Source organism: Nitrospinota bacterium, from assembly GCA_027619975.1.
Lineage (GTDB): Bacteria > Nitrospinota > Nitrospinia > Nitrospinales > VA-1 > JADFGI01.
The window spans coordinates 15,477-33,408 of the sequence record JAQCGX010000035.1; the positions used below are offsets into that span (position 1 = coordinate 15,477).

The 17,932-nt window shown below is 47.0% G+C and carries 14 protein-coding genes and 1 tRNA gene; 7 read left to right on the forward strand and 8 right to left on the reverse strand.

The genetic code is table 11. The features are described from left to right. Nucleotides 1–60 precede the first annotated feature (60 nt). The 3 genes from O3C58_11840 to O3C58_11850 form a co-directional block, all read right to left on the reverse strand. Nucleotides 61–984 (reverse strand): nucleotidyl transferase AbiEii/AbiGii toxin family protein, encoded by a 924-nt coding sequence (locus O3C58_11840; GenBank protein ID MDA0692544.1) that lies wholly within the window; start codon nt 982–984, stop codon nt 61–63. Continuing rightward, nucleotides 981–1,748, reverse strand: coding sequence for a type IV toxin-antitoxin system AbiEi family antitoxin (locus tag O3C58_11845; protein ID MDA0692545.1), 768 nt, complete (start codon nt 1,746–1,748; stop codon nt 981–983). Before O3C58_11845 ends, O3C58_11840 begins: the two co-directional genes overlap by 4 nt. A 201-nt stretch (nt 1,749–1,949) precedes the next feature. Next, on the reverse strand, nt 1,950–3,056 hold the full coding sequence (locus O3C58_11850; protein MDA0692546.1) for a Fic family protein: 1,107 nt from the start codon (nt 3,054–3,056) through the stop codon (nt 1,950–1,952). 310 nt (nt 3,057–3,366) lie between these two features. Here O3C58_11850 and O3C58_11855 point away from each other — a divergent pair, with 310 nt between their 5' ends. The 3 genes from O3C58_11855 to O3C58_11865 all read left to right on the forward strand — a co-directional run bounded on the left by O3C58_11855 (nt 3,367) and on the right by O3C58_11865 (nt 6,733). Continuing rightward, a complete protein-coding gene (locus O3C58_11855; GenBank protein ID MDA0692547.1) occupies nt 3,367–3,744 on the forward strand; it encodes a helix-turn-helix transcriptional regulator in 378 nt (125 codons plus the stop codon). Next, complete coding sequence (locus tag O3C58_11860) at nt 3,719–4,975, forward strand: type II toxin-antitoxin system HipA family toxin (protein ID MDA0692548.1); 1,257 nt, start codon at nt 3,719–3,721, stop codon at nt 4,973–4,975. Before O3C58_11855 ends, O3C58_11860 begins: the two co-directional genes overlap by 26 nt. Before the next feature lie 543 nt (nt 4,976–5,518). After that, nucleotides 5,519–6,733: a Fic family protein gene (locus O3C58_11865; GenBank protein ID MDA0692549.1), complete on the forward strand. Its 1,215-nt coding sequence runs from the start codon at nt 5,519–5,521 to the stop codon at nt 6,731–6,733. Nucleotides 6,734–6,771: 38 nt separating this feature from the next. Here O3C58_11865 and O3C58_11870 read toward each other — a convergent pair whose 3' ends face one another. After that, the gene (locus O3C58_11870) at nt 6,772–7,368 is read right to left on the reverse strand and encodes a hypothetical protein (GenBank protein ID MDA0692550.1); all 597 of its coding nucleotides are present in this window, start codon (nt 7,366–7,368) and stop codon (nt 6,772–6,774) included. A gap of 256 nt (nt 7,369–7,624) precedes the next feature. Between O3C58_11870 and O3C58_11875 the strand changes: the two genes are divergently transcribed. Then, nucleotides 7,625–8,803: an ATP-binding protein gene (locus tag O3C58_11875; GenBank protein MDA0692551.1), complete on the forward strand. Its 1,179-nt coding sequence runs from the start codon at nt 7,625–7,627 to the stop codon at nt 8,801–8,803. A 492-nt stretch (nt 8,804–9,295) separates the two neighbouring features. Here O3C58_11875 and O3C58_11880 read toward each other — a convergent pair. Then, nucleotides 9,296–9,368, reverse strand: a tRNA-Ala gene (locus tag O3C58_11880). A 213-nt stretch (nt 9,369–9,581) separates the two neighbouring features. On the opposite strand from O3C58_11880, the gene O3C58_11885 reads away from it, so the two are divergent. After that, a complete protein-coding gene (locus tag O3C58_11885) occupies nt 9,582–10,247 on the forward strand; it encodes a DUF502 domain-containing protein (GenBank protein MDA0692552.1) in 666 nt (221 codons plus the stop codon). Beyond that, complete coding sequence (locus tag O3C58_11890) at nt 10,244–10,921, forward strand: RluA family pseudouridine synthase (protein MDA0692553.1); 678 nt, start codon at nt 10,244–10,246, stop codon at nt 10,919–10,921. Before O3C58_11885 ends, O3C58_11890 begins: the two co-directional genes overlap by 4 nt. Before the next feature lie 34 nt (nt 10,922–10,955). Here the strand turns inward: O3C58_11890 and O3C58_11895 are convergent, their stop codons facing one another. The 3 genes from O3C58_11895 to O3C58_11905 form a co-directional block, all read right to left on the reverse strand. Continuing rightward, complete coding sequence (locus O3C58_11895; protein MDA0692554.1) at nt 10,956–12,089, reverse strand: pentapeptide repeat-containing protein; 1,134 nt, start codon at nt 12,087–12,089, stop codon at nt 10,956–10,958. 169 nt (nt 12,090–12,258) lie between these two features. Beyond that, nucleotides 12,259–15,528, reverse strand: a complete 3,270-nt coding sequence (locus tag O3C58_11900) for an efflux RND transporter permease subunit (GenBank protein MDA0692555.1) — start codon at nt 15,526–15,528, stop codon at nt 12,259–12,261. Then, nucleotides 15,528–16,886, reverse strand: a complete 1,359-nt coding sequence (locus tag O3C58_11905) for an efflux RND transporter periplasmic adaptor subunit (GenBank protein MDA0692556.1) — start codon at nt 16,884–16,886, stop codon at nt 15,528–15,530. Before O3C58_11905 ends, O3C58_11900 begins: the two co-directional genes overlap by 1 nt. Nucleotides 16,887–16,957: 71 nt before the next feature. On the opposite strand from O3C58_11905, the gene O3C58_11910 reads away from it, so the two are divergent. Then, entirely contained in the window at nt 16,958–17,863 is a 906-nt protein-coding gene (locus O3C58_11910) for a class I SAM-dependent methyltransferase (protein MDA0692557.1), read from the forward strand. Nucleotides 17,864–17,932 lie beyond the last annotated feature (69 nt).

Below are 17,932 nucleotides of genomic sequence, written 5' to 3' on the forward strand. Positions count from 1 at the left end.
TACACTGTGTAAAAACCAAGATGTTTTGCAACATACAACGATTATTTATGCCTGATTTTGCTAATCAGAAAGCGCTTCTTTTAATTCATCAATTTGTTCCGCATGCTTGTCGAGGTTACCCTTGCTCAGTTTTTGGATATTCATAAGCTTCCATTTAACGGCTGGCATACTGGGCAATTCCTCAATTGGAAATAAATTCCATTCGGGCTCGCCTTTTTTGAAACTCAAGAGGAACCTTTTATCATCATCAGTCAAATGCCTATGAATTTCTTGAACGAGTTGCTTTCTTGTGGATTCATAATCATCGTAGCTGAATGACGAAAATATCATGCCGGAAAATTGTTTTTCGAACACTTCCTCTTGATCCAAAAAGTTTGGCCGGATCATCTCGTGAATAGGCCGATTATGACTCAATAAAGATACCAGAAATCCTAGCCGTATCTCTTCCGTGAATCCTTCATTCTTGAAAAGATGATAAACATCAAATAAATCTCGTGGATGTTGTCGATCAAGTGCGGCACAAATTTTTCCCCCAAATAACTCTGCATGCGACACAATATTTATAGAAGCAAACTTTCCAAATTCATTTTGAACAGCATCGGTTAGTTGCATCAAGCGTGGAGAATGAATATGGCCGCGCATCGTGGTGTTTACTTCAACTTTGATTAATGTTCCCTTTAATTGACAGAAAAGTTTGGCTTCATGCCCATCAGATTGAGGATTGATCCTTACTGTTATCCCTGGAAGAGTATTTTCCAAGCTACCCTTTATCCTGCCAAGCGCTTTAAATATGTTCTCCAAGGCTGTATTCCGATTATCAAAAGGCAAGTAGGTGAGATCAATGTCCACCGACAATCTCGGCATATTGCGGACAAACAGGTTAATGGCTGTTCCTCCCTTGAGAGCAAATATTTCCTCTTTTGCCACATGGGGAAGAACAAGAAGCAATAGGTCAACCTGTTCACGGTAAATTGGTGAAATCATGAGTTCGCCAGTTCCTTTGGTATGCTTATGTGATATTTGGAAATATATACGCCATTCTCCACTATAGCGCGATCTCCTTTCCCAAGATTTAACTTCGAGACATTCAGGAATTGCATCCATTGGTGACCTGTTTTCTCGGCCATGTAAAGGAAAAGTCGTTTCACCTTTATTGAAGAACATTTTTCCAATAATTCTTGCAGCTTCTTGGGCCGCAAATTTGTCAGTCCTTCCATAACCTGATAGCACTCTACTAAATCTAATTCACGCGGTGCCAATTGCAGGCACTCAAGCATGGCACGTTCCGGTGAGGATATTTTGATACTGAAAGTTTTTTCTTCATAATCCGTTAGCCCCAATCCCTCCGGCAGTACAGATGTTTTTATGTGCTTAACAGGCTGTTGCCAATCATGATTTCTAAACCAGGATGGTAAAGTTGTTCTGGGTGGAGAAAGTAAAAATATTCGTTCCTTGCCAAGGCGTATGTAGTGGGCCATTCCCTGCATGGATAGAGCTGTCAACGCGCCAACATGTACCAGTATACTTGCCTGCATTTGTAATGCGTACAGGCCACCTTGCCAGCTTACATTATCGCCCGTTTTTTTGTATGCGCCCCTTGCCAGGCTTTTGATCCACTGGCTTTCAACGTATTTTTTCTGGAGCTGTCGGGATATGCCTAAACTTTCCAGCCAGGAGGTCATAGCTACCGTTCCCTGCGGCCACTTTTGCAAGAGTTTCTGTATTTTTATCTCATTTTGTATACCCATAGTTTACTTATATTGCCATTTTTAATGAAAATCAAGTTATATTCTCGGCCATGTCGTATTATTCTGGTTTGAGTGCCAGAAAAGTTTTGCATTGGCTACAGTTTGACTACAGTGGGAATTTTTCCATGGGAATGGGCGCCATAACTTATGGTATTTAAAGCGCTTGAAGCGATGACCGGAAAGTGATCACTTAACATGCCATCAAGCATTCAGCCTTAGATAATAGCGCGTACTTTTTAACTCGCCGGTTTTGGTCAAAGCGCCTTTTTGAAACAAGTCCTGCAAATCCCGAGTTGCAGTCGCGCGGGACGTTTCAGAAATAGTAATATAGTTTTCTGCACTCAAACCGCCTTTAAATCCTTTCGGGCCTTCCTGGAACATTCTCAAAATTACTTTCTCCTGACGCTTATTCAAGTGGCTCCTGAATTTGCCAAAGAAGTGGGCCTTTTTAATCACAAAATCTATAAGTGTCTGTGTCTCATCCTGTGCATTGAGGATGGTCTCGGCAAAATATAAAAGCCAGTCTGTGATTTCGTTCTCTTTGTTGCTCTCTTCCAGCATGGAATAATAATTCTTTTTATTATTCTGGATGGTTTGGGAAAGGGCAATGAGTACGGGCTGACCAAGACATTCAGACAAAGCTTTTTCTGCAATGGCCCGTCCAATCCGTCCATTCCCGTCTTCAAAAGGGTGGATACAGACAAACCAAAAATGCGCTATCCCGGCACGGGTTAAAGCGGGAAGGGGTTCTTTTCCTTTAGGCCCGGTTTTTTTAAACCAGTCCATAAACATTTTCATTTCCGCCTTCATCGCAGAAGAAGGCGGCGCTTCAAAATGCACTTTTGGTTTGTGGATGGAACCGGAAACAACCTGCATAGGATCTGCATGAGTCCGGTAGCGTCCGATATCTTTCAGGTCTCGCCGACCGGTGGTCAACATCTCATGCCAGCTATAGAGGGTCTTGTGCGTGATAGGTTTTGCAAAATTCCGGTGGAGATCAACCATCATCTCGGCGATTCCGCGCTCCGCCGGTGGTATTTTCCGGTTATCGGTTTCCAGACCCAAGTTGCGGCGAATGGATGACTGAATACTGTCACGGTTGAGGAATTCCCCTTCAATCTCTGAAGTTTTCAAAGCCTCGTTACAGATCAGGTCTACCGTCAAGGTCTCCTTTTCTTCATCGGAGACATGCTTATAGGCTCCAAATAAAAGGCCGGAACGGTGAAGAAACTGCTCTTCCAAACCCTTAAGAGCCTTGGTCTCATACCTAAAGTACGGCCAGTCCTTTTGTTGCCAGTTCCATTTCATGAGCCAAATAGCCTCCTCCTATAACTCAAATTATAAACTATTTTGAGGTATAAATCCAACATTTATTGCTCATCATCACCGACGATCTTTCCCGCCAGAAAGCGAAAGCCCGCCGTGAAAAACAAAAAACGCGCTCCAAGCTGAACACTCAACCCAAGTAGCTTCCAACCGGCGGACCTCAATTACTTTAGAAAAGGGGGTTTTCCCCCTTTTTCACTCGGAATATATGGTTTATTATATATTCTTATTTTTTTATATGTTTTAGCATATTACTTTGACTCAACAATTAATATGCTTTATTATATAAGTAATGGGAAAAAATATAAAATCACATATCAAACCCTCTCGTTTAGACCAATTGCCTGAAGAAATGCAACTGGAACTAAAAAAGGCTAGAACCAAGCGGGGTTGGAGCCAGGCCGAATTGGGCCGCCGAATTGGCTTACCACAGACTCATATTTCCGGCATCGAAACAGGAAGAATTGTCCCTCGTTTTGACACCTTATTGGACCTCGCCCGTGTACTGAGTCAGGACTTATTGATGATTCCCAGAGAATTGGTGCCGGTCGTCCAAGGCATCATTCGTGATCACCGTCGTCAAGAAAAGGAATCTCATCAGGAGGAAGGAGAACGCCCTCTCTATACCCTTGATCACAACGACGATGAAGGTGATGAAAAAGAGCGCTAAAATGAAATTTGATCTAAAAAATATTAATGCTTTAGGGGTTTATCTTGGCAACCGAAGGATAGGAATTATTAACCGCCTTACCGGTGATCGGCATATTTTCTCATTTGAGCAAGATTATATTGATGATCCCAACCGTCCCACTTTAAGTTTGTCCTTTAAAGGACAAACAGGGGATCTGGTGACATCCATACGCCCTGTGACAAAACGACTTCCGCCATTTTTCTCGAATCTCCTGCCAGAGGGTCATCTAAGAACTTATCTGGCAAAACATGCGGGCGTAAATGAAGAGCGAGAGTTTTTATTGCTTGCCGCTTTAGGCTCTGATCTTCCTGGGGCCATTACCGTCAAACCGCTGGAGATAGAATTACCAAAAAACACAGGAGAGAAGGCCGATTCTCCCGACCAAGAAAACGAACCCTTTCTAAGGTTTTCCCTGGCAGGGGTTCAATTAAAGTTTTCTGCCATCATGGAATCTTCGGGCGGTTTGACAATACCAGCCGGAGGAAGTGGCGGGTCATGGATTGTCAAGCTTCCATCAATGCGCTTCCCCTCCGTTCCCGAAAATGAATATGCCATGATGCGCCTGGCCAGATTGATCGGAATCAACGTCCCTGAAGTCCGTTTGGTTTCAGCAAAGGATATCCAAGGATTACCAAAAGATGCAAACAGCCTGGAAGGAAACGCCCTAGGCGTTAAACGCTTTGATCGCGGACAAGAGGATTCAAAAACACATATGGAAGACTTTGCCCAGGTTTTTGGTGTATTTCCCGACGCCAAATACAAAAACGCTAGCTATGCAAATATTGCATCTGTTCTCCAAGCTGAGGCAGGAGAGGATTCAATTAATGAATTTATACGCCGCCTGGTTTTTTCAATTATGATCGGTAACGCAGATATGCATTTAAAAAACTGGTCCTTGCTTTACCCAGATAGCCGAGCGCCCATCCTTTCTCCTGCATATGATCTTGTTTCTACAATTCCTTACCTTCCGGATGATGGCCTTGCTTTAACCTTCGGAAGGAGTCGGAGCCTAAAGAAAATCACCAAAGATCAGGTGCGCCGTTTTGCTGACAAAGCTGGACTTGCCATGAGCACAACCTGGGCCCTCGTAAACGAAACAGCCGCAAAGACAGTGGATAGCTGGGCTTTATTAGAGGAAAAGGATTTACTTCCAAACCCAATCAAAAAAGCGATAGAAGAGCAAATACATTCGGTGGTTATTAATAACTAATAGCAAGCTAAATTTCTTGTAAGTCTGAAAAATCAGGGGTCATGCAGAATATAGTCTCTCAGGCATAATTTAAATGCCTTCAACTCACCGGCCCTAAAATATTTTAGAAATTTAATTAAGGCTCCACCTCTTTGTGGGGTCTTAATTTTTCTATTTTTCAATTGTACTGAAAAGAAAAATCGCCGCCCGGCAAAACACCGGGTGGCGATTTTTTTTTCGAACAAATCAACTATTTTGGAAGGGTAAAATTTTAATCCTGCCCTTTCTGCATTAATTTCCTACTCGGCGGCTACGGCGGCTAGAGAGTGGTTTTGTAAGTGCGATGATCACCACGATTGACTGGTGCAGACTGTCCCTTCCTAATAATCATGGTAATTTGGCTTATTGCCCAATGTTTTCAACAAGGTACATTAGCACTCTGAGACAACTGGCCAACAATGTGCACATTACCGGACTAGTATGCCCAAATTTTTATCTTTAAAAAATATTAACCATATGTTATAAAAGGATATAACTTATTTTAAAACGGACACAGAACCGGACATGGAAGCGGACGTAAAACAGCAAGAAGACAGAGGAGAAGCCATAGGATTGATGGAGCCTCTACTGATTTCCCAAGGCTCACGGCATCGGCCTGAATTAATGGATATTGCCATGGATTTAGCCGCAAAATCTTCCGGGCTCCGGCGTAGCCTGTCTCCAGGTGTTTACAAAGCTCTGGCAAAATTAGTCAGGACTATGAACTGCTATTACAGCAACCTTATCGAAGACCATAATACACATCCCATCGATATTGAACGATCGATGGAAGGTGATTATAGCGATGACACCAAAAAAAGAGACCTTCAACTGGAAGCAAAGGCCCATATTATTTGCCAGCAATGGATTGATGAGGGCGGCCTAAAGGGGCGCGCTTATACCGTTGAAGGTTTGCTGGAAACACATCGCCGTTTTTGTGAACTGCTACCGGATGATCTTCTTTGGGTAAAAAATCAAACCACAGAGGAAAGGGTCACGGTTATTCCCGGCCAATTACGAACACGGGATGTAAAAGTCGGTGATCACCTGGCTGTCAGCGCAGGGTCTCTGCCGCGCTTCATGGAACGATTTGAGGAAGTCTATTGCGGACTAGGAAAATCAGAATCTATTCTGGCCGCAGCAGCAGCTCATCACCGTTTTGCGTGGATTCATCCCTTTATTGATGGAAATGGTCGTGTGGCACGATTGATGTCTCATGCCGCAATGCTTGAAACTTTGGACACGGGGGGCGTGTGGTCTGTTGCTCGTGGTTTAGCGCGTAGTGTAAAAAGTTACAAAGGTCATTTAAAAGAATCTGATCTGCCGCGCCGCAATGATTTAGACGGTCGCGGCAATTTGAGCGAAGAAGCTCTGGCAGAATTTACGCGGTATTTTCTGGAGGTCTGCCGTGACCAGGTTAATTTTATGGAAGGCCTGGTCCAGCCAGATCGCCTACGCACTCGAATTTTACTTTGGGCTGAAGAAGAAGTCCGCATGAAAAACTTGCCCGAAAAAGCCGGGACAGTTTTAGAGGCTCTGCTCTATAGAGGTGAACTCCCACGCGGAGAAATTCCTGAGATCATTGGTGCCGGTGACCGGCAAGCACGCAGAGTTACATCTGCTCTGCTAAAAGAAGGTGTTCTATTCTCCGAAAGTTCCCGCGCGCCATTGCATTTGGTGTTTCCTGCAAAGCTAGCCGATAGATGGATGCCCAACCTATTCCCGGAGAAAACAGATTAGAGTTTTTTTAGGCCATTGCTTATAAATGGAGGTCTATATTACGCGGCATAGCTGGCATTAGAATTATTGAGCAATTCCTCAAAGAAATTTTTTGTTCTTACGCCTCCAAATTCGTGAGCAGCTTTTATGAGCTTTGACTTATTCATGGACAAAGCTTTTTCTGCAACATTTTTTCGAACTTCCTTCTTATCCTCTGCAAGAAATTCCAGGTTGTTCATAAGATCAACCAAAAGGAATTCCTGCGAACTTTTTTTAGGGAAACGGGGTCTTTTCAAGAAATAGTAATTACGCCCGTTAAGCTCGTGCCTTCCATCCCGTTTATGGTTATAAACCAGCTTTTCATTGTAAAGCTGGGTTGTTCCAACGCCCAGAGAGTTATAGGCATTGAGAGAAGTAACATAGAAATTATCATCCTTTAAAAAGGCGCTGACCAGTTTTTCATCTTCTGGCGGGGCATTTCCAAAAGACGTTTTCTTAGGGCAATAATAGACGCCACCGAAAACCTTCTGGAGCACACCTTCCTTCACAAGTTGCTGTAAATGCCGATCAACGGACTTTGATTTTCTGGCAAGCTGAGCCCGCCTGTAAACCCGGCCTGGCCTGAGATGTTTTTTTAATTCTTTCAATTTAGACACAGCTTTCTCCTTGTCTAACATTATAGAGAAAAACGGAATATTTGTAAATTTTTTAGTCTAAATTTCATGCATAAAACAATCAATAATACGATATAAATTGCCGCATTTAAGGGGGTAGGTATCCGGCCATTCCTTGCCTTTTTTCATCGGTAATAATCCAGAAATTGACCCAGCCCTCGCAAATCGGCCATTTCCTAAATGCAAAAACCCTTAAATCATCCTTGCAAATTAAAAATAACACTTTTAATATACAAGGATGATAAAAAGAGCCATATATCAAAAAGTTTTGCGTGCGCTTGATCGTCAAGCCGCCGCCGTGTTAATCGGTCCCCGCCAAGTCGGCAAAACCACACTGGCTCTTGAAATTTCGACCAGCCGGGAGGCTGTCTATCTGGATCTTGAATCCCTTGAAGACCGGGAAAAACTCAAAAACCCTGCCCTGTTTCTTGGCAAGAACGAAAATAAGCTCGTTATCCTCGATGAAATTCACCGCATGCCAGAGCTGTTTCAGGCTTTACGTGGCCTGATTGACCAAGGGCGACGCAAGGGATTGCGAACGGGCCGCTTTTTAATTTTGGGATCAGCTTCGATTGATCTACTGCGTCAATCAGGCGAAACACTGGCTGGGCGGATCGAATATATCGACATGGAACCACTAAACATCTTGGAAACAAGTAATGCAGATAATAATGCCGACCCGGCAAAGCTTTGGGTGCGTGGCGGGTTCCCTGATAGCTACCTTGCCACAAGTGACGAAGACAGCTATGCATACCGGCGTAACTTCATTCGTACTTATCTAAAAAGAGATGTGCCGCAATTCGGCCCGCGCATCCCTGCCGAAACGCTTGAGCGCCTATGGATCATGCTAGCCCACAGCCAGGGGCAACTTCTAAATGCTTCTCGCTTGGCCGCAAGCCTATCAGTTACCGCACCGACTATAAGCAGTTATATCGACCTGTTAACCGACCTCTTACTGGTGCGGCGATTGCGGCCTCTTCACGCCAACACCAAAAAGCGTCTAGTCAAAGCCCCGCGCGTTTATGTGCGCGATAGCGGTATTACTCATGCCTTGCTTGGCATAGCTGATTATAATCAGCTTTCCGGTCATCCTGTCTTTGGTACAAGTTGGGAAGGTTTTGTAATAGAAAATCTGCTTTCCGTAGCGCCTGCCAGAACAGCGGCCAGTTTCTACCGCACCTCGGCGGGCGCAGAAATTGACTTGGTGCTGGACTTGCCCGGAGGAAAAAAATGGGCCATAGAGATTAAAAGCGGTCTGGCACCCAAGCTGGGAAAGGGTTTTTACAATGCTCTTGAGGATGTAATCCCGGATCGTAGTTTTGTTGTTTATGCTGGATCAGACCGTTACCCGGTGTCGAAAGAAACAGATGCGATAAGCTTAACGGAGCTGGTGCAGAAATTGAAAGAAGTAAAATAAAAATCGTCGCGCGGTGAAACACCGGGCGGCGATTTTTTTTGCCGTTAATGAACAACCCCGCCCAAGCGGGCGGGGTATCAGTCAATATTTTTTCTCCTACTCCGCGGCTACGGCGGCTAGAGATTGGTTTGCCTGCGCAGCACTCTCAAGCGCGTAGTCTGCTGCTTTCTGCGCCTTGCTGGCTATAACCGCGCATTTAATTTGGGAAAAAGTTGCAGTTAGTTTGGGATGAAAAGCGTGGGGGGGATTTTACCGGGCACGAGAATTGCTTCAGGAAGAATTTAGCTAGTAAATTTCTCGGATTAAATGCGATTTTTTCCCGAACTAAATGAGCGGTTATAGCTATGCTCACTTAAGTCCTGAGGTCAAACGCCGGGCCATTGATGCGCTTTCTGGCTTCAACAAAAGGGAAGCAAAATGATTGGCTACAATTTGGCTACAGTCCACGAATAAAGGGCTACAGGAAAACCTGTAACCCCTTATAAAATAAAGTGGAGCTGACCGGGATCGAACCGGTGACCTCTTGAATGCCATTCAAGCGCGCTCCCAGCTGCGCCACAGCCCCATTATGTCTATGTCAGATTAATCTTTTGATAACGCCTGTGATATTAATGCTTTTCTAAATTCTGTCAAGTCAAAATCTTCCTTTAATTTATATTTCTCACCCCTTGCCTTAACCCTAAATGGTTATATAATAAAGAAATACTTTTTTCTTCTTTCCGGGCTCATAGGCACCGCCTTTGTTTTGGGCCGGTCCATTTTACCGAGACATACCCTCGTGCTCAGCAAAATAAAACGCCGCATCCGCAATGTCTTTATCACCGGGCTCTTGATCACTCTGCCTGTGGCAATCACTTTCTTTATCCTCAAGTTCCTGTTCTTGAACCTCGACGCCCTCTCCCCCGTTTTCACGAAACTCCTGATCACAGTCGGCGCTCCGATACCCGAAGGCTACCGCATTCCCTTCCTTGGCTTTGCCATGACCTTTCTGATTATTCTGCTGGCAGGAATGTTGACCACAAATATCTTCGGGAAAAAACTACTGTACCTGGGGGAAGCTATCGTGGCAAAGATTCCCTTTGTCCGCAGTATTTACCGCGGCACCAAACAGGTCGTGGTTTCTTTCGCCAATGCGGACACCGATTCGTTTAAAAAGGTCGTTCTCATTGAATTTCCACGAAAAGGATTGCATGCCATCGGGTTTGTCACCGGCGAAACGAGGGGTGAAGTGCAGGATCACACCGCCGATCAGGTAATAAACGTTTTTGTTCCAACGACCCCCAATCCCACTTCGGGTTTCCTGATATTTGCTCCCAAGGACGAAGTTCAGGAAATAGCCATGAGCATTGAAGACGGCATCAAATACGTAGTCTCCGGGGGCATCGTGGACAACCAGATACAAGACCTTCTTCCTGCTATCGATATCAAGGAAACCAAGGTTTGACCGATTCCGCATTCCCCTTAACAGTTCTTTACGAGGACAATCATCTGATCGCCGTGTGCAAACCCAACGGCCTGGCCACGCAATCGGATAGAGCCTGCGGCCCTTCCCTGCTCGACCAGACCAAAAAATGGCTCAAGGCTGAATACAACAAACCCGGCAATGTGTTTTTAGGACTGGTCCATCGGCTCGACCAGCCGGTTTCCGGCGTGGTTTTATTTGCCAAAACATCCAAAGCGGCATCCCGGCTTTCCAAACAATTCAGGGAACGGACCACACACAAGATTTACCGGGCCATTGTGAATGGAACGCCCGATCAGGCGTCAGACGAACTCATCCACTATCTTCGCAAGGAAAATTCTTTAAAGGCAACTGTATTCCCGCGCCCCACACCAGACACGAAAAAGGCGGAATTATCCTACACCGTCACCGAAGTATTGCCACATGGAAGTCTTCTGGATGTGACACTCAAAACCGGTCGGTTTCACCAGATACGGGCTCAATTGGCATTCATAGGCCACCCGATTTTAGGCGATGTGAAATACGGCGCCCCCTATCCCCTGCCCGGCCAGCAGATTGCCCTGTATGCCTGGAAACTCGTTATCCAGCACCCCATTTCCAAAGAAGAGATCATTCTAGAGTCGCCGCCGCCGCCCGACTGGCCTTTTTATGGATGAACCCCTATCACGGGGGAAACACATCAAGCCCCAGTTAACCCAGTGAACTTTTACAAGTAAACGCCTCCTCGCTGGTCCAGGAAAGGGTTATGTAGTCAGGGAATTCTGTAGTTTTTCTATCAAGGATGGCGGCTTCTATTTGTTCGCAGGAAAGATTTTCCACCTCATTGATTTTTGCATTATACAAAGTCGTGCCGTTCAAATCGGCGCCACTGAAGTTGGCGCCAGTGAGATTGCTTCCAGACAAGTCCGCACCACTCAGGTTTGCTTTATAAAGATCCGCTTCGCTCAAATCCGCTCCGGCTAATTTGGCGCCGCGAAGGTCGCCCTCATCAAGATTAACCTCGACAAGACGGGATTGTTCCAAATTGGCGGCAAACAGATTGATCTTCCGCAAATCGGACTGACTGAGATCGCTTTTTTGAAGATTGACACGGCTAAAGTCCGCCCCCCGAAGATTGGTTTCCATCATAATGACATTATTCAAGTCCATCTGGTTGAAATCGGACCCACTCAAATCCACTTTACTGAAGTTGGTATTGCTAAAAGTTGCCTGGGCAAATTTGGTATCTTTAATGGTTGCCCCGCTGAAATCAGTCTGGCTCAGGTTCGTCCCGCTGAGGTCGGCGCCGATGAGCCTGGAGTTACGAAAATTTGCTCCACTCAGATCCGCACGGGCCAGATCCGCATTTTTTAAATTTGTTTTGCTCAGGTTTGCTCCATTGAGGTTCGCCTGGCTCAGAACAGCATCCTGAAAATTCGCGTGATTGAGATCCGCGCTCTTGAAGTTGGCATTTTCCAGAGCGGAACCTTGCAGGTCAATTTGATGCAGGTCATAGTTTTCCAATGTATTTTTATAGACCACGATGATTGTTTTGAGTTGATCGACAATTTCAGGAAAGGAAGCTTGTTTCCCTGACAATGAATCCAGTAAGCTTGCATACGACCAAAAATCAGGACGAACCGGACCCTCCATACTCTGAATTTTTGGAATTTGTTCGATGCCCTGCTTTACGCCAGGGGTATTGAGGAAATAAAATACCCGGCTGGCATGGTATTCCACCACATTCTGTCGGGCCTCAAAATCCTGAGTGACCACCAGGTAAATTGCGGTATGAATACCCATCAATATTAACAGCCCATGAAACATTATTTTTACTGCGGACATGCGTTATTCCTTGACGTAATCAGTTGCAAATTTTAATGGAATTTTCAGATGCGAGAAATGGGTATCGTAGAATCGGGAGTTATTCTTCAAAACCCGAACCAAAATTTCGTCTGATTATAATACACGCCCTAAAAGGGATCAATAGATCGACCCCCAAAAGGATCTATGACTACTCTGCGGGAATATTGGTGGGCGACTCTCCATGCGTCGGAGTTTGGTCCAGGGATTCTTTCACCAGATCTTCTTTGGTGGTGTGGAATCCCATGTCCATCATCAGGGAGATCAACACGGGCACGAGAAAAAGCGTGAATACTGCCGAAACGCTCAGCCCGCCGATAAGCGCCGTTCCCATCCCCCGATAAAGCTCTGTCCCCGAGCCTTCGCCAAAAGCCAGGGGAACCATTCCGAACACACTGGAGATCACGGTCATCATAATGGGGCGCAGTCGCGTTTCGCAGGAGACTTCCAGAGCTTTGCGTTCGTCCATCCCGGCACGGATATTATTGAGCATCTGATGAATGATGAGTATGGCGTTGTTCACCACGATCCCGGCCAGAATGATGATGCCCAACTGCGTCAGGATATCAAAGGTGATCCAGTTCCAGCCAGCCGCCATGTCCTCAGCATTGGGGACATTCCATTCCTCCAGAATGGAGCGGATAAAACCTCTTTGCAGTAAGTTGTTGCCGACAATTCCAAGAAATGCGCCTGAAATCGCAAAGGTCACCGTCAGCATGACGATGATGGGTCGCAGGAAAGAGGCGAACAGAGCCACCAGTAAAAGGTAGATGAACCCGACCGCATAGATAAAACTGTTCTGCAGGGATTTCTGTGTGGAGGTCAGTTCATCCGCCGAACCTCCGGTGCGCAGGCCAAACTCTTCGGTCAGAGTTTGCCGGACAGGGGCCAGAGTTTTCTTTTCCACCGCATTTATCACCTGTTGCATGGCAACATCCTTCTTGACCTGAATCTGCAGGTTGATGGCCCGCTCCTTTTCAATGTGGTCGATACGTGCAGGCCCGGCATCGACCTCAAGATCCGCCAGGTTCCCCAAGTTCGTCATCATTCCTTCATCCGTCCAGATGGGCAAATCTTTGTAATCCTGAAGACTGAGTTTGCGTCGATCCTTTTTCTGCACGAAAACAAAATCAATGGGTTCACCACGGTCATTGAACTCGCCCAGATATTTTCCGGCATTCAGCGACTCGACGATATTGCCGATCTCATTCATGCCCATATCGAGCCTAGCCGCCTGCTCCCGTTTGGGAATAAAGCGAAGCTCTGGATTGCCGAATTTGAACTGCGGGCGAACGGAATGAACTCCGGGAATACTTGATATGTCGCCGATCAATTGCTGGGCAATGCTCTTGAGCTTGAGCATGTCGGGTCCCGTGATCTCGACCTGAAACGTCTTGTCCGCAGACCGGAAAATCGGTCGTTGCACCGCAAACGCAAAACGGTAACCGGGGATCTTGAATATTTCCTTACCCATCTCCTGGGATTTCACCGCCATCTTCACTTCCCCGCGCTGGCCGTGAGCCAGTTCAGGATCGATGATCGCGCCGCCGCCATTGAAGCGCTGGGAGAACACCAGGAAATTGCGGGTGACATCCTCCATATTGACGATCTTTTTTTCATAGTCTGCAAAATATTCCATATTCCGTTGAGAAGGAACACCCGCCACCGGTTCGATCATCATGAACACCATGTTAGTATTTCCATACGGCAGATAATCAGGCTCGGGAAGAATTTTTGTGCTCCACCAGAGGAGAAACGCCACTCCGGCAACAATCCCTACTTTACTGACAATGCTCGTAAGTGACCGGGAAAGCAGTTTTCGTATTAGAACCGTGTAACCTCTTTTGATTCCTTCTCCCAAAAAAATGACCGGTCCCAACAATTTCTGGTGCAATGCCCCGACGCGATAGGGCTCTCCCGGTTTCAACCGAATCAACAGGGTGACCAGGGTGGGAATCACCGTAATGGAGACGAGAAGCGACAGGGCGATGCTGGCGCTGATGGTGATGGCGATGTCCTTGAACATCTGCCCCGCTTCTTCCTCGATGAATACGATCGGCACGAATACCGCCAGGGTGGTCAGGGTGGAAGCCAATACCGCCCCCCACACCTCTGACGCGCCATCGTAGGCGGCCTTCATCACCCCTTTTCTCATCGTCAGGTGACGGTAGATGTTTTCCAGAACCACGATGGAGTTGTCCACCACCATGCCGACGGCAAAGGCCATGCCCGCCAGCGATATGATATTGATACTGCGTCCTAAAAGCTTCAGAACAATAAAAACCGCGACCAGACTGGCTGGAATGCTGATGGCAACGATGAGAACCGACCGGATGGAACCCAGAAACACTAACAGCACAATGACGGCCAGGACCGCCCCCAGTCCTAAATTGGACTTGACCAGCCGCATCGACTCATCAATGTAATCGACATCCTTGTAAACGATATTCAGTCGCAGGGGAATTCCCCGGCTGAGGAGTTCCTTATTCAAAGTTGTCACTGCTTCCGCCGTCAGGTTACAGGTTTCCACCACGTTGGCCCCCGGCTTTCTGATAATGCCAAAGACATTTGACAACATGCCGCTGATACGAACCAGGGAAGCGGTGCGCTGGTAACCATCGACCACCGTTGCAAAATCGCGGACGGTGAGGGTCCGCTCTCCATCGCGTTTAACCACGGTATTTAATATTTCTTCCGCACTGGTAAATTCGCCCAGGGTTCTGACTGTGTACTCGCGGTTGGCTTCATCATGGAAGCCGGCTCGGGTGTTCTGGTTTTCCTTTGACAGCCGGTCGATGACGTCCTTATAAGTCAGATGCAGACGGGCCAAACTGTAGGGATCAAACTCGACGCGCATTTCCCGTTCTTCACCACCAAAGTGCCAGACGTCAGCGACTCCCGTGACCCTTAAAAGGGTGGGAATGACGATATCCTCCCCCACCTTGTACATATAGTTCTGGTCGAGGTCCGGCATTTTGGGATTGGGTTTATCGAAGACAATCCACATGATCGGGCTCGAGTTGTCACTGGAGACGGATTTTAAAGTCGGCTTGTCTGACAGGACAGGCAGGTCCTTCACCTGTTGCAGTTTGTTGTTCACATCGATGGTGGCGATGTTTTTGTCTGTCCCCCAATCAAACTCCAGCGTGATGGTGCTCAACCCCTGCTGACTGCGGGAGGTCATTTTCTTCAAACCTTCCACCGATTCCAACTGCTCTTCCAGACGGCGGGTGATGTTGCGCTCGACTTCGTTGGGGGAAAGTCCCCGGTACTCGGTTCTCACTTCGATGATGGGTTTGTCGACCGTCGGGGTGAGCTGTCTTGGCAGGATCTGGAAACAAAAAATGCCCACAGCGGCGGCGAGCACAACCATGACCGTGACGGTGTGGTAATTGCGGATGGATTGATCGATCAGCTTCATCAGGTTTCAGGCGATTTGGCTGGTTTCGTATCCGCATCCGAGTTCGAAGATGCAGCATTGAAAGGGGTTTCCGCCTCTGGAGACAGGTTCGTCGGAAATACGTTGGCTCCGGGAAACACCGCCCCGGACCCACGCAGAATCAAATCCACATCGGCTCCCAGTTGTTTGGTGAAATCCTCAATCTCCACATATTCGTCCCGCTCCTTGTAGGCTTTAACCGGAACCAGGTGGGCTTTTTTATTTTTCATGATGTACACCACCGTTCCCTGATCGCCAATCACCAAAGCTATAGAGGGCACATGCATCACATTTTTTCGGACGCCAAAATTCATGATCGCTTCCAGGTTCACACCGGGAAACAACGATGCGTCTGGATTCGACAGATCGATTTGAACTTTTATATTGCCCGAATAAATATTGGCGTCTGGAATGACCCGGATGCTCTTGGCCAGGTTTTTTCCATACTTGAACCGCTGGTTGAGTTCCTTGGCGAGGAATTCGGCTCCTTCCAATTGCTTCAATTTGCCCCGGTAACCCTGCGGCATTTCAAGGACGGCTTTCAAACGCGAGGCGCCGATCATTTCCACAATCGGCGTTCCTGCACTGGCGAAAGCGCCCTGTTCTATTTTTTTTGAAATCACCACACCGTCAAAAGGAGCCTTCACAGACGCTTTGGTCAGGTCGAGCTTGGCCATGTCGATGCGTTTTTTGATGCCTTCTACTGAGGATTTTTTCTGTTCGATGTCTTCCCCACGGGAGCTCATTCCCGCATTAAGAGCGGCCTTGCTGATTTGCAGGACATCTCCGGCCCGGCGGGCACGGTCCACGGCCTGATCCAACTCCGACTGCGAAACAAACCCCTGAGCCATCAACTTTTCAAATCGCTCTTTCTCTTTAACCGCCAACTGCAACGCGCTTTCATCGGCATTGACCTGAGCTTTCAGTTTCTCCTTATCCTCCAGACGAAGACCTTCCTCGGACTTTTCATATTCAATTTGCGCCACCGACAGGTCGGTTTGCAGTCGTTCCAGTTCCAATTTGTATTCGCGGGGATCAATGAGTGCCAGCAACTCGCCCTTCCTGACCCGCATTCCCTCGTCCACCAAAATTCGGGAAACCTGTCCCTTCACTTCCGTATTAATCACCACCCGCTGTTCCGCTTGAATGTTGCCGACGGTACGGACCTGATCCATCACATCCAGATAGACCACCTTGCCAATATGAACCGGAAGGGAAAACTCTCTCTTTTTGCCAGTGGCCTCCGGTTTTTCATCGGCACAGCCAAACGGGAAGAGCAATAAAAGAACTGAAAGCCACAACAGAATATTTTTGTTGCGACCAATTTTGTTATAATTCACGGCACGCCAGGCAATTTATATTTATAATTGCATGCATTATCCACCACAAAATATTTTTATTCAAATAATTCATGAACTTATCTTCATTTCAATCTTACCCCTTGGATGACTTTGACTATCGCCTGCTGGATTCGGGCGAGTTTCAAAAACTGGAACGGTTTGGGCCGCACACGTTCATTCGCCCCGCGCCACAGGCGATTTGGCCGAAAAACCTTCCTAAAACCGAGTGGGACAAAGCCGAAGGAGAATACAAATATTTCAAAGGCAAGGAGACGGGCGGCGAATGGAAATTTTCTTCCAAGCTTCCCAAAGACGGCTGGACCATCAAATTCAGAGAACTCTCCTTTAGAGTGCAACCCACGGGATTTGGCCATATTGGCATGTTTCCCGAGCAGGCCCCCAACTGGAACTGGATCGAAGAACAAATCAAATCGAGCGATCGCAAGGAAATCAATCTCATCAATATCTTCGGCTATACCGGGGCCAGCACCTTGGCAGCCGCCAGTGCGGGCGCCGCCGTCACCCATGTGGATGCGTCCAAGGCTTCGGTCACCTGGGCGCGGAAAAACATGGAGCTTTCAGGTTTAGGCGACAAGCCGGTCCGCTGGATCGTGGACGACGCATTGATATTTTTGAAAAGAGAACACAAAAGGGGACGGCGATATGATGGAATCATTATGGACCCGCCAACGTTTGGACGCGGCCCCAAAGGAGAGGTCTGGAAAATCGAAGACCAACTATCCGACCTGATGACCCATTGCCGGCAAGTGTTGAGCGATCAACCTTTATTGATCCTGCTCACCACGCATTCTCCTGGCTTCTCGGCTTTAACTCTGAAAAACATGGTGATCAAGTTTCTCGTGGAACCCGGATCAGGAACTTTTGAAACCGATGAAATGTATATCCACGATACAGGATCTGGACTGCACCTGCCCAATGGGTTTTATTCGCGGTGGAGCAATGGGACTGGAAAGTAAATAAAGGACACCTCTAAAAATTAGTTTATTACGGGAAATCGAACATTGCACAAGATTTCTTATATCGGT

Coding starts and splice junctions, on each gene's coding strand:
- O3C58_11840 (MDA0692544.1), bottom strand. CDS start 984: ATGATTTCACCAATTTACCGTGAACAGGTTGACCTATTGCTTCTTGTT.
- O3C58_11845 (MDA0692545.1), bottom strand. CDS start 1,748: ATGGGTATACAAAATGAGATAAAAATACAGAAACTCTTGCAAAAGTGG.
- O3C58_11850 (MDA0692546.1), bottom strand. CDS start 3,056: ATGAAATGGAACTGGCAACAAAAGGACTGGCCGTACTTTAGGTATGAG.
- O3C58_11855 (MDA0692547.1), top strand. CDS start 3,367: ATGGGAAAAAATATAAAATCACATATCAAACCCTCTCGTTTAGACCAA.
- O3C58_11860 (MDA0692548.1), top strand. CDS start 3,719: ATGAAGGTGATGAAAAAGAGCGCTAAAATGAAATTTGATCTAAAAAAT.
- O3C58_11865 (MDA0692549.1), top strand. CDS start 5,519: ATGGAAGCGGACGTAAAACAGCAAGAAGACAGAGGAGAAGCCATAGGA.
- O3C58_11875 (MDA0692551.1), top strand. CDS start 7,625: ATGATAAAAAGAGCCATATATCAAAAAGTTTTGCGTGCGCTTGATCGT.
- O3C58_11895 (MDA0692554.1), bottom strand. CDS start 12,089: ATGTCCGCAGTAAAAATAATGTTTCATGGGCTGTTAATATTGATGGGT.
- O3C58_11900 (MDA0692555.1), bottom strand. CDS start 15,528: ATGAAGCTGATCGATCAATCCATCCGCAATTACCACACCGTCACGGTC.
- O3C58_11910 (MDA0692557.1), top strand. CDS start 16,958: ATGAACTTATCTTCATTTCAATCTTACCCCTTGGATGACTTTGACTAT.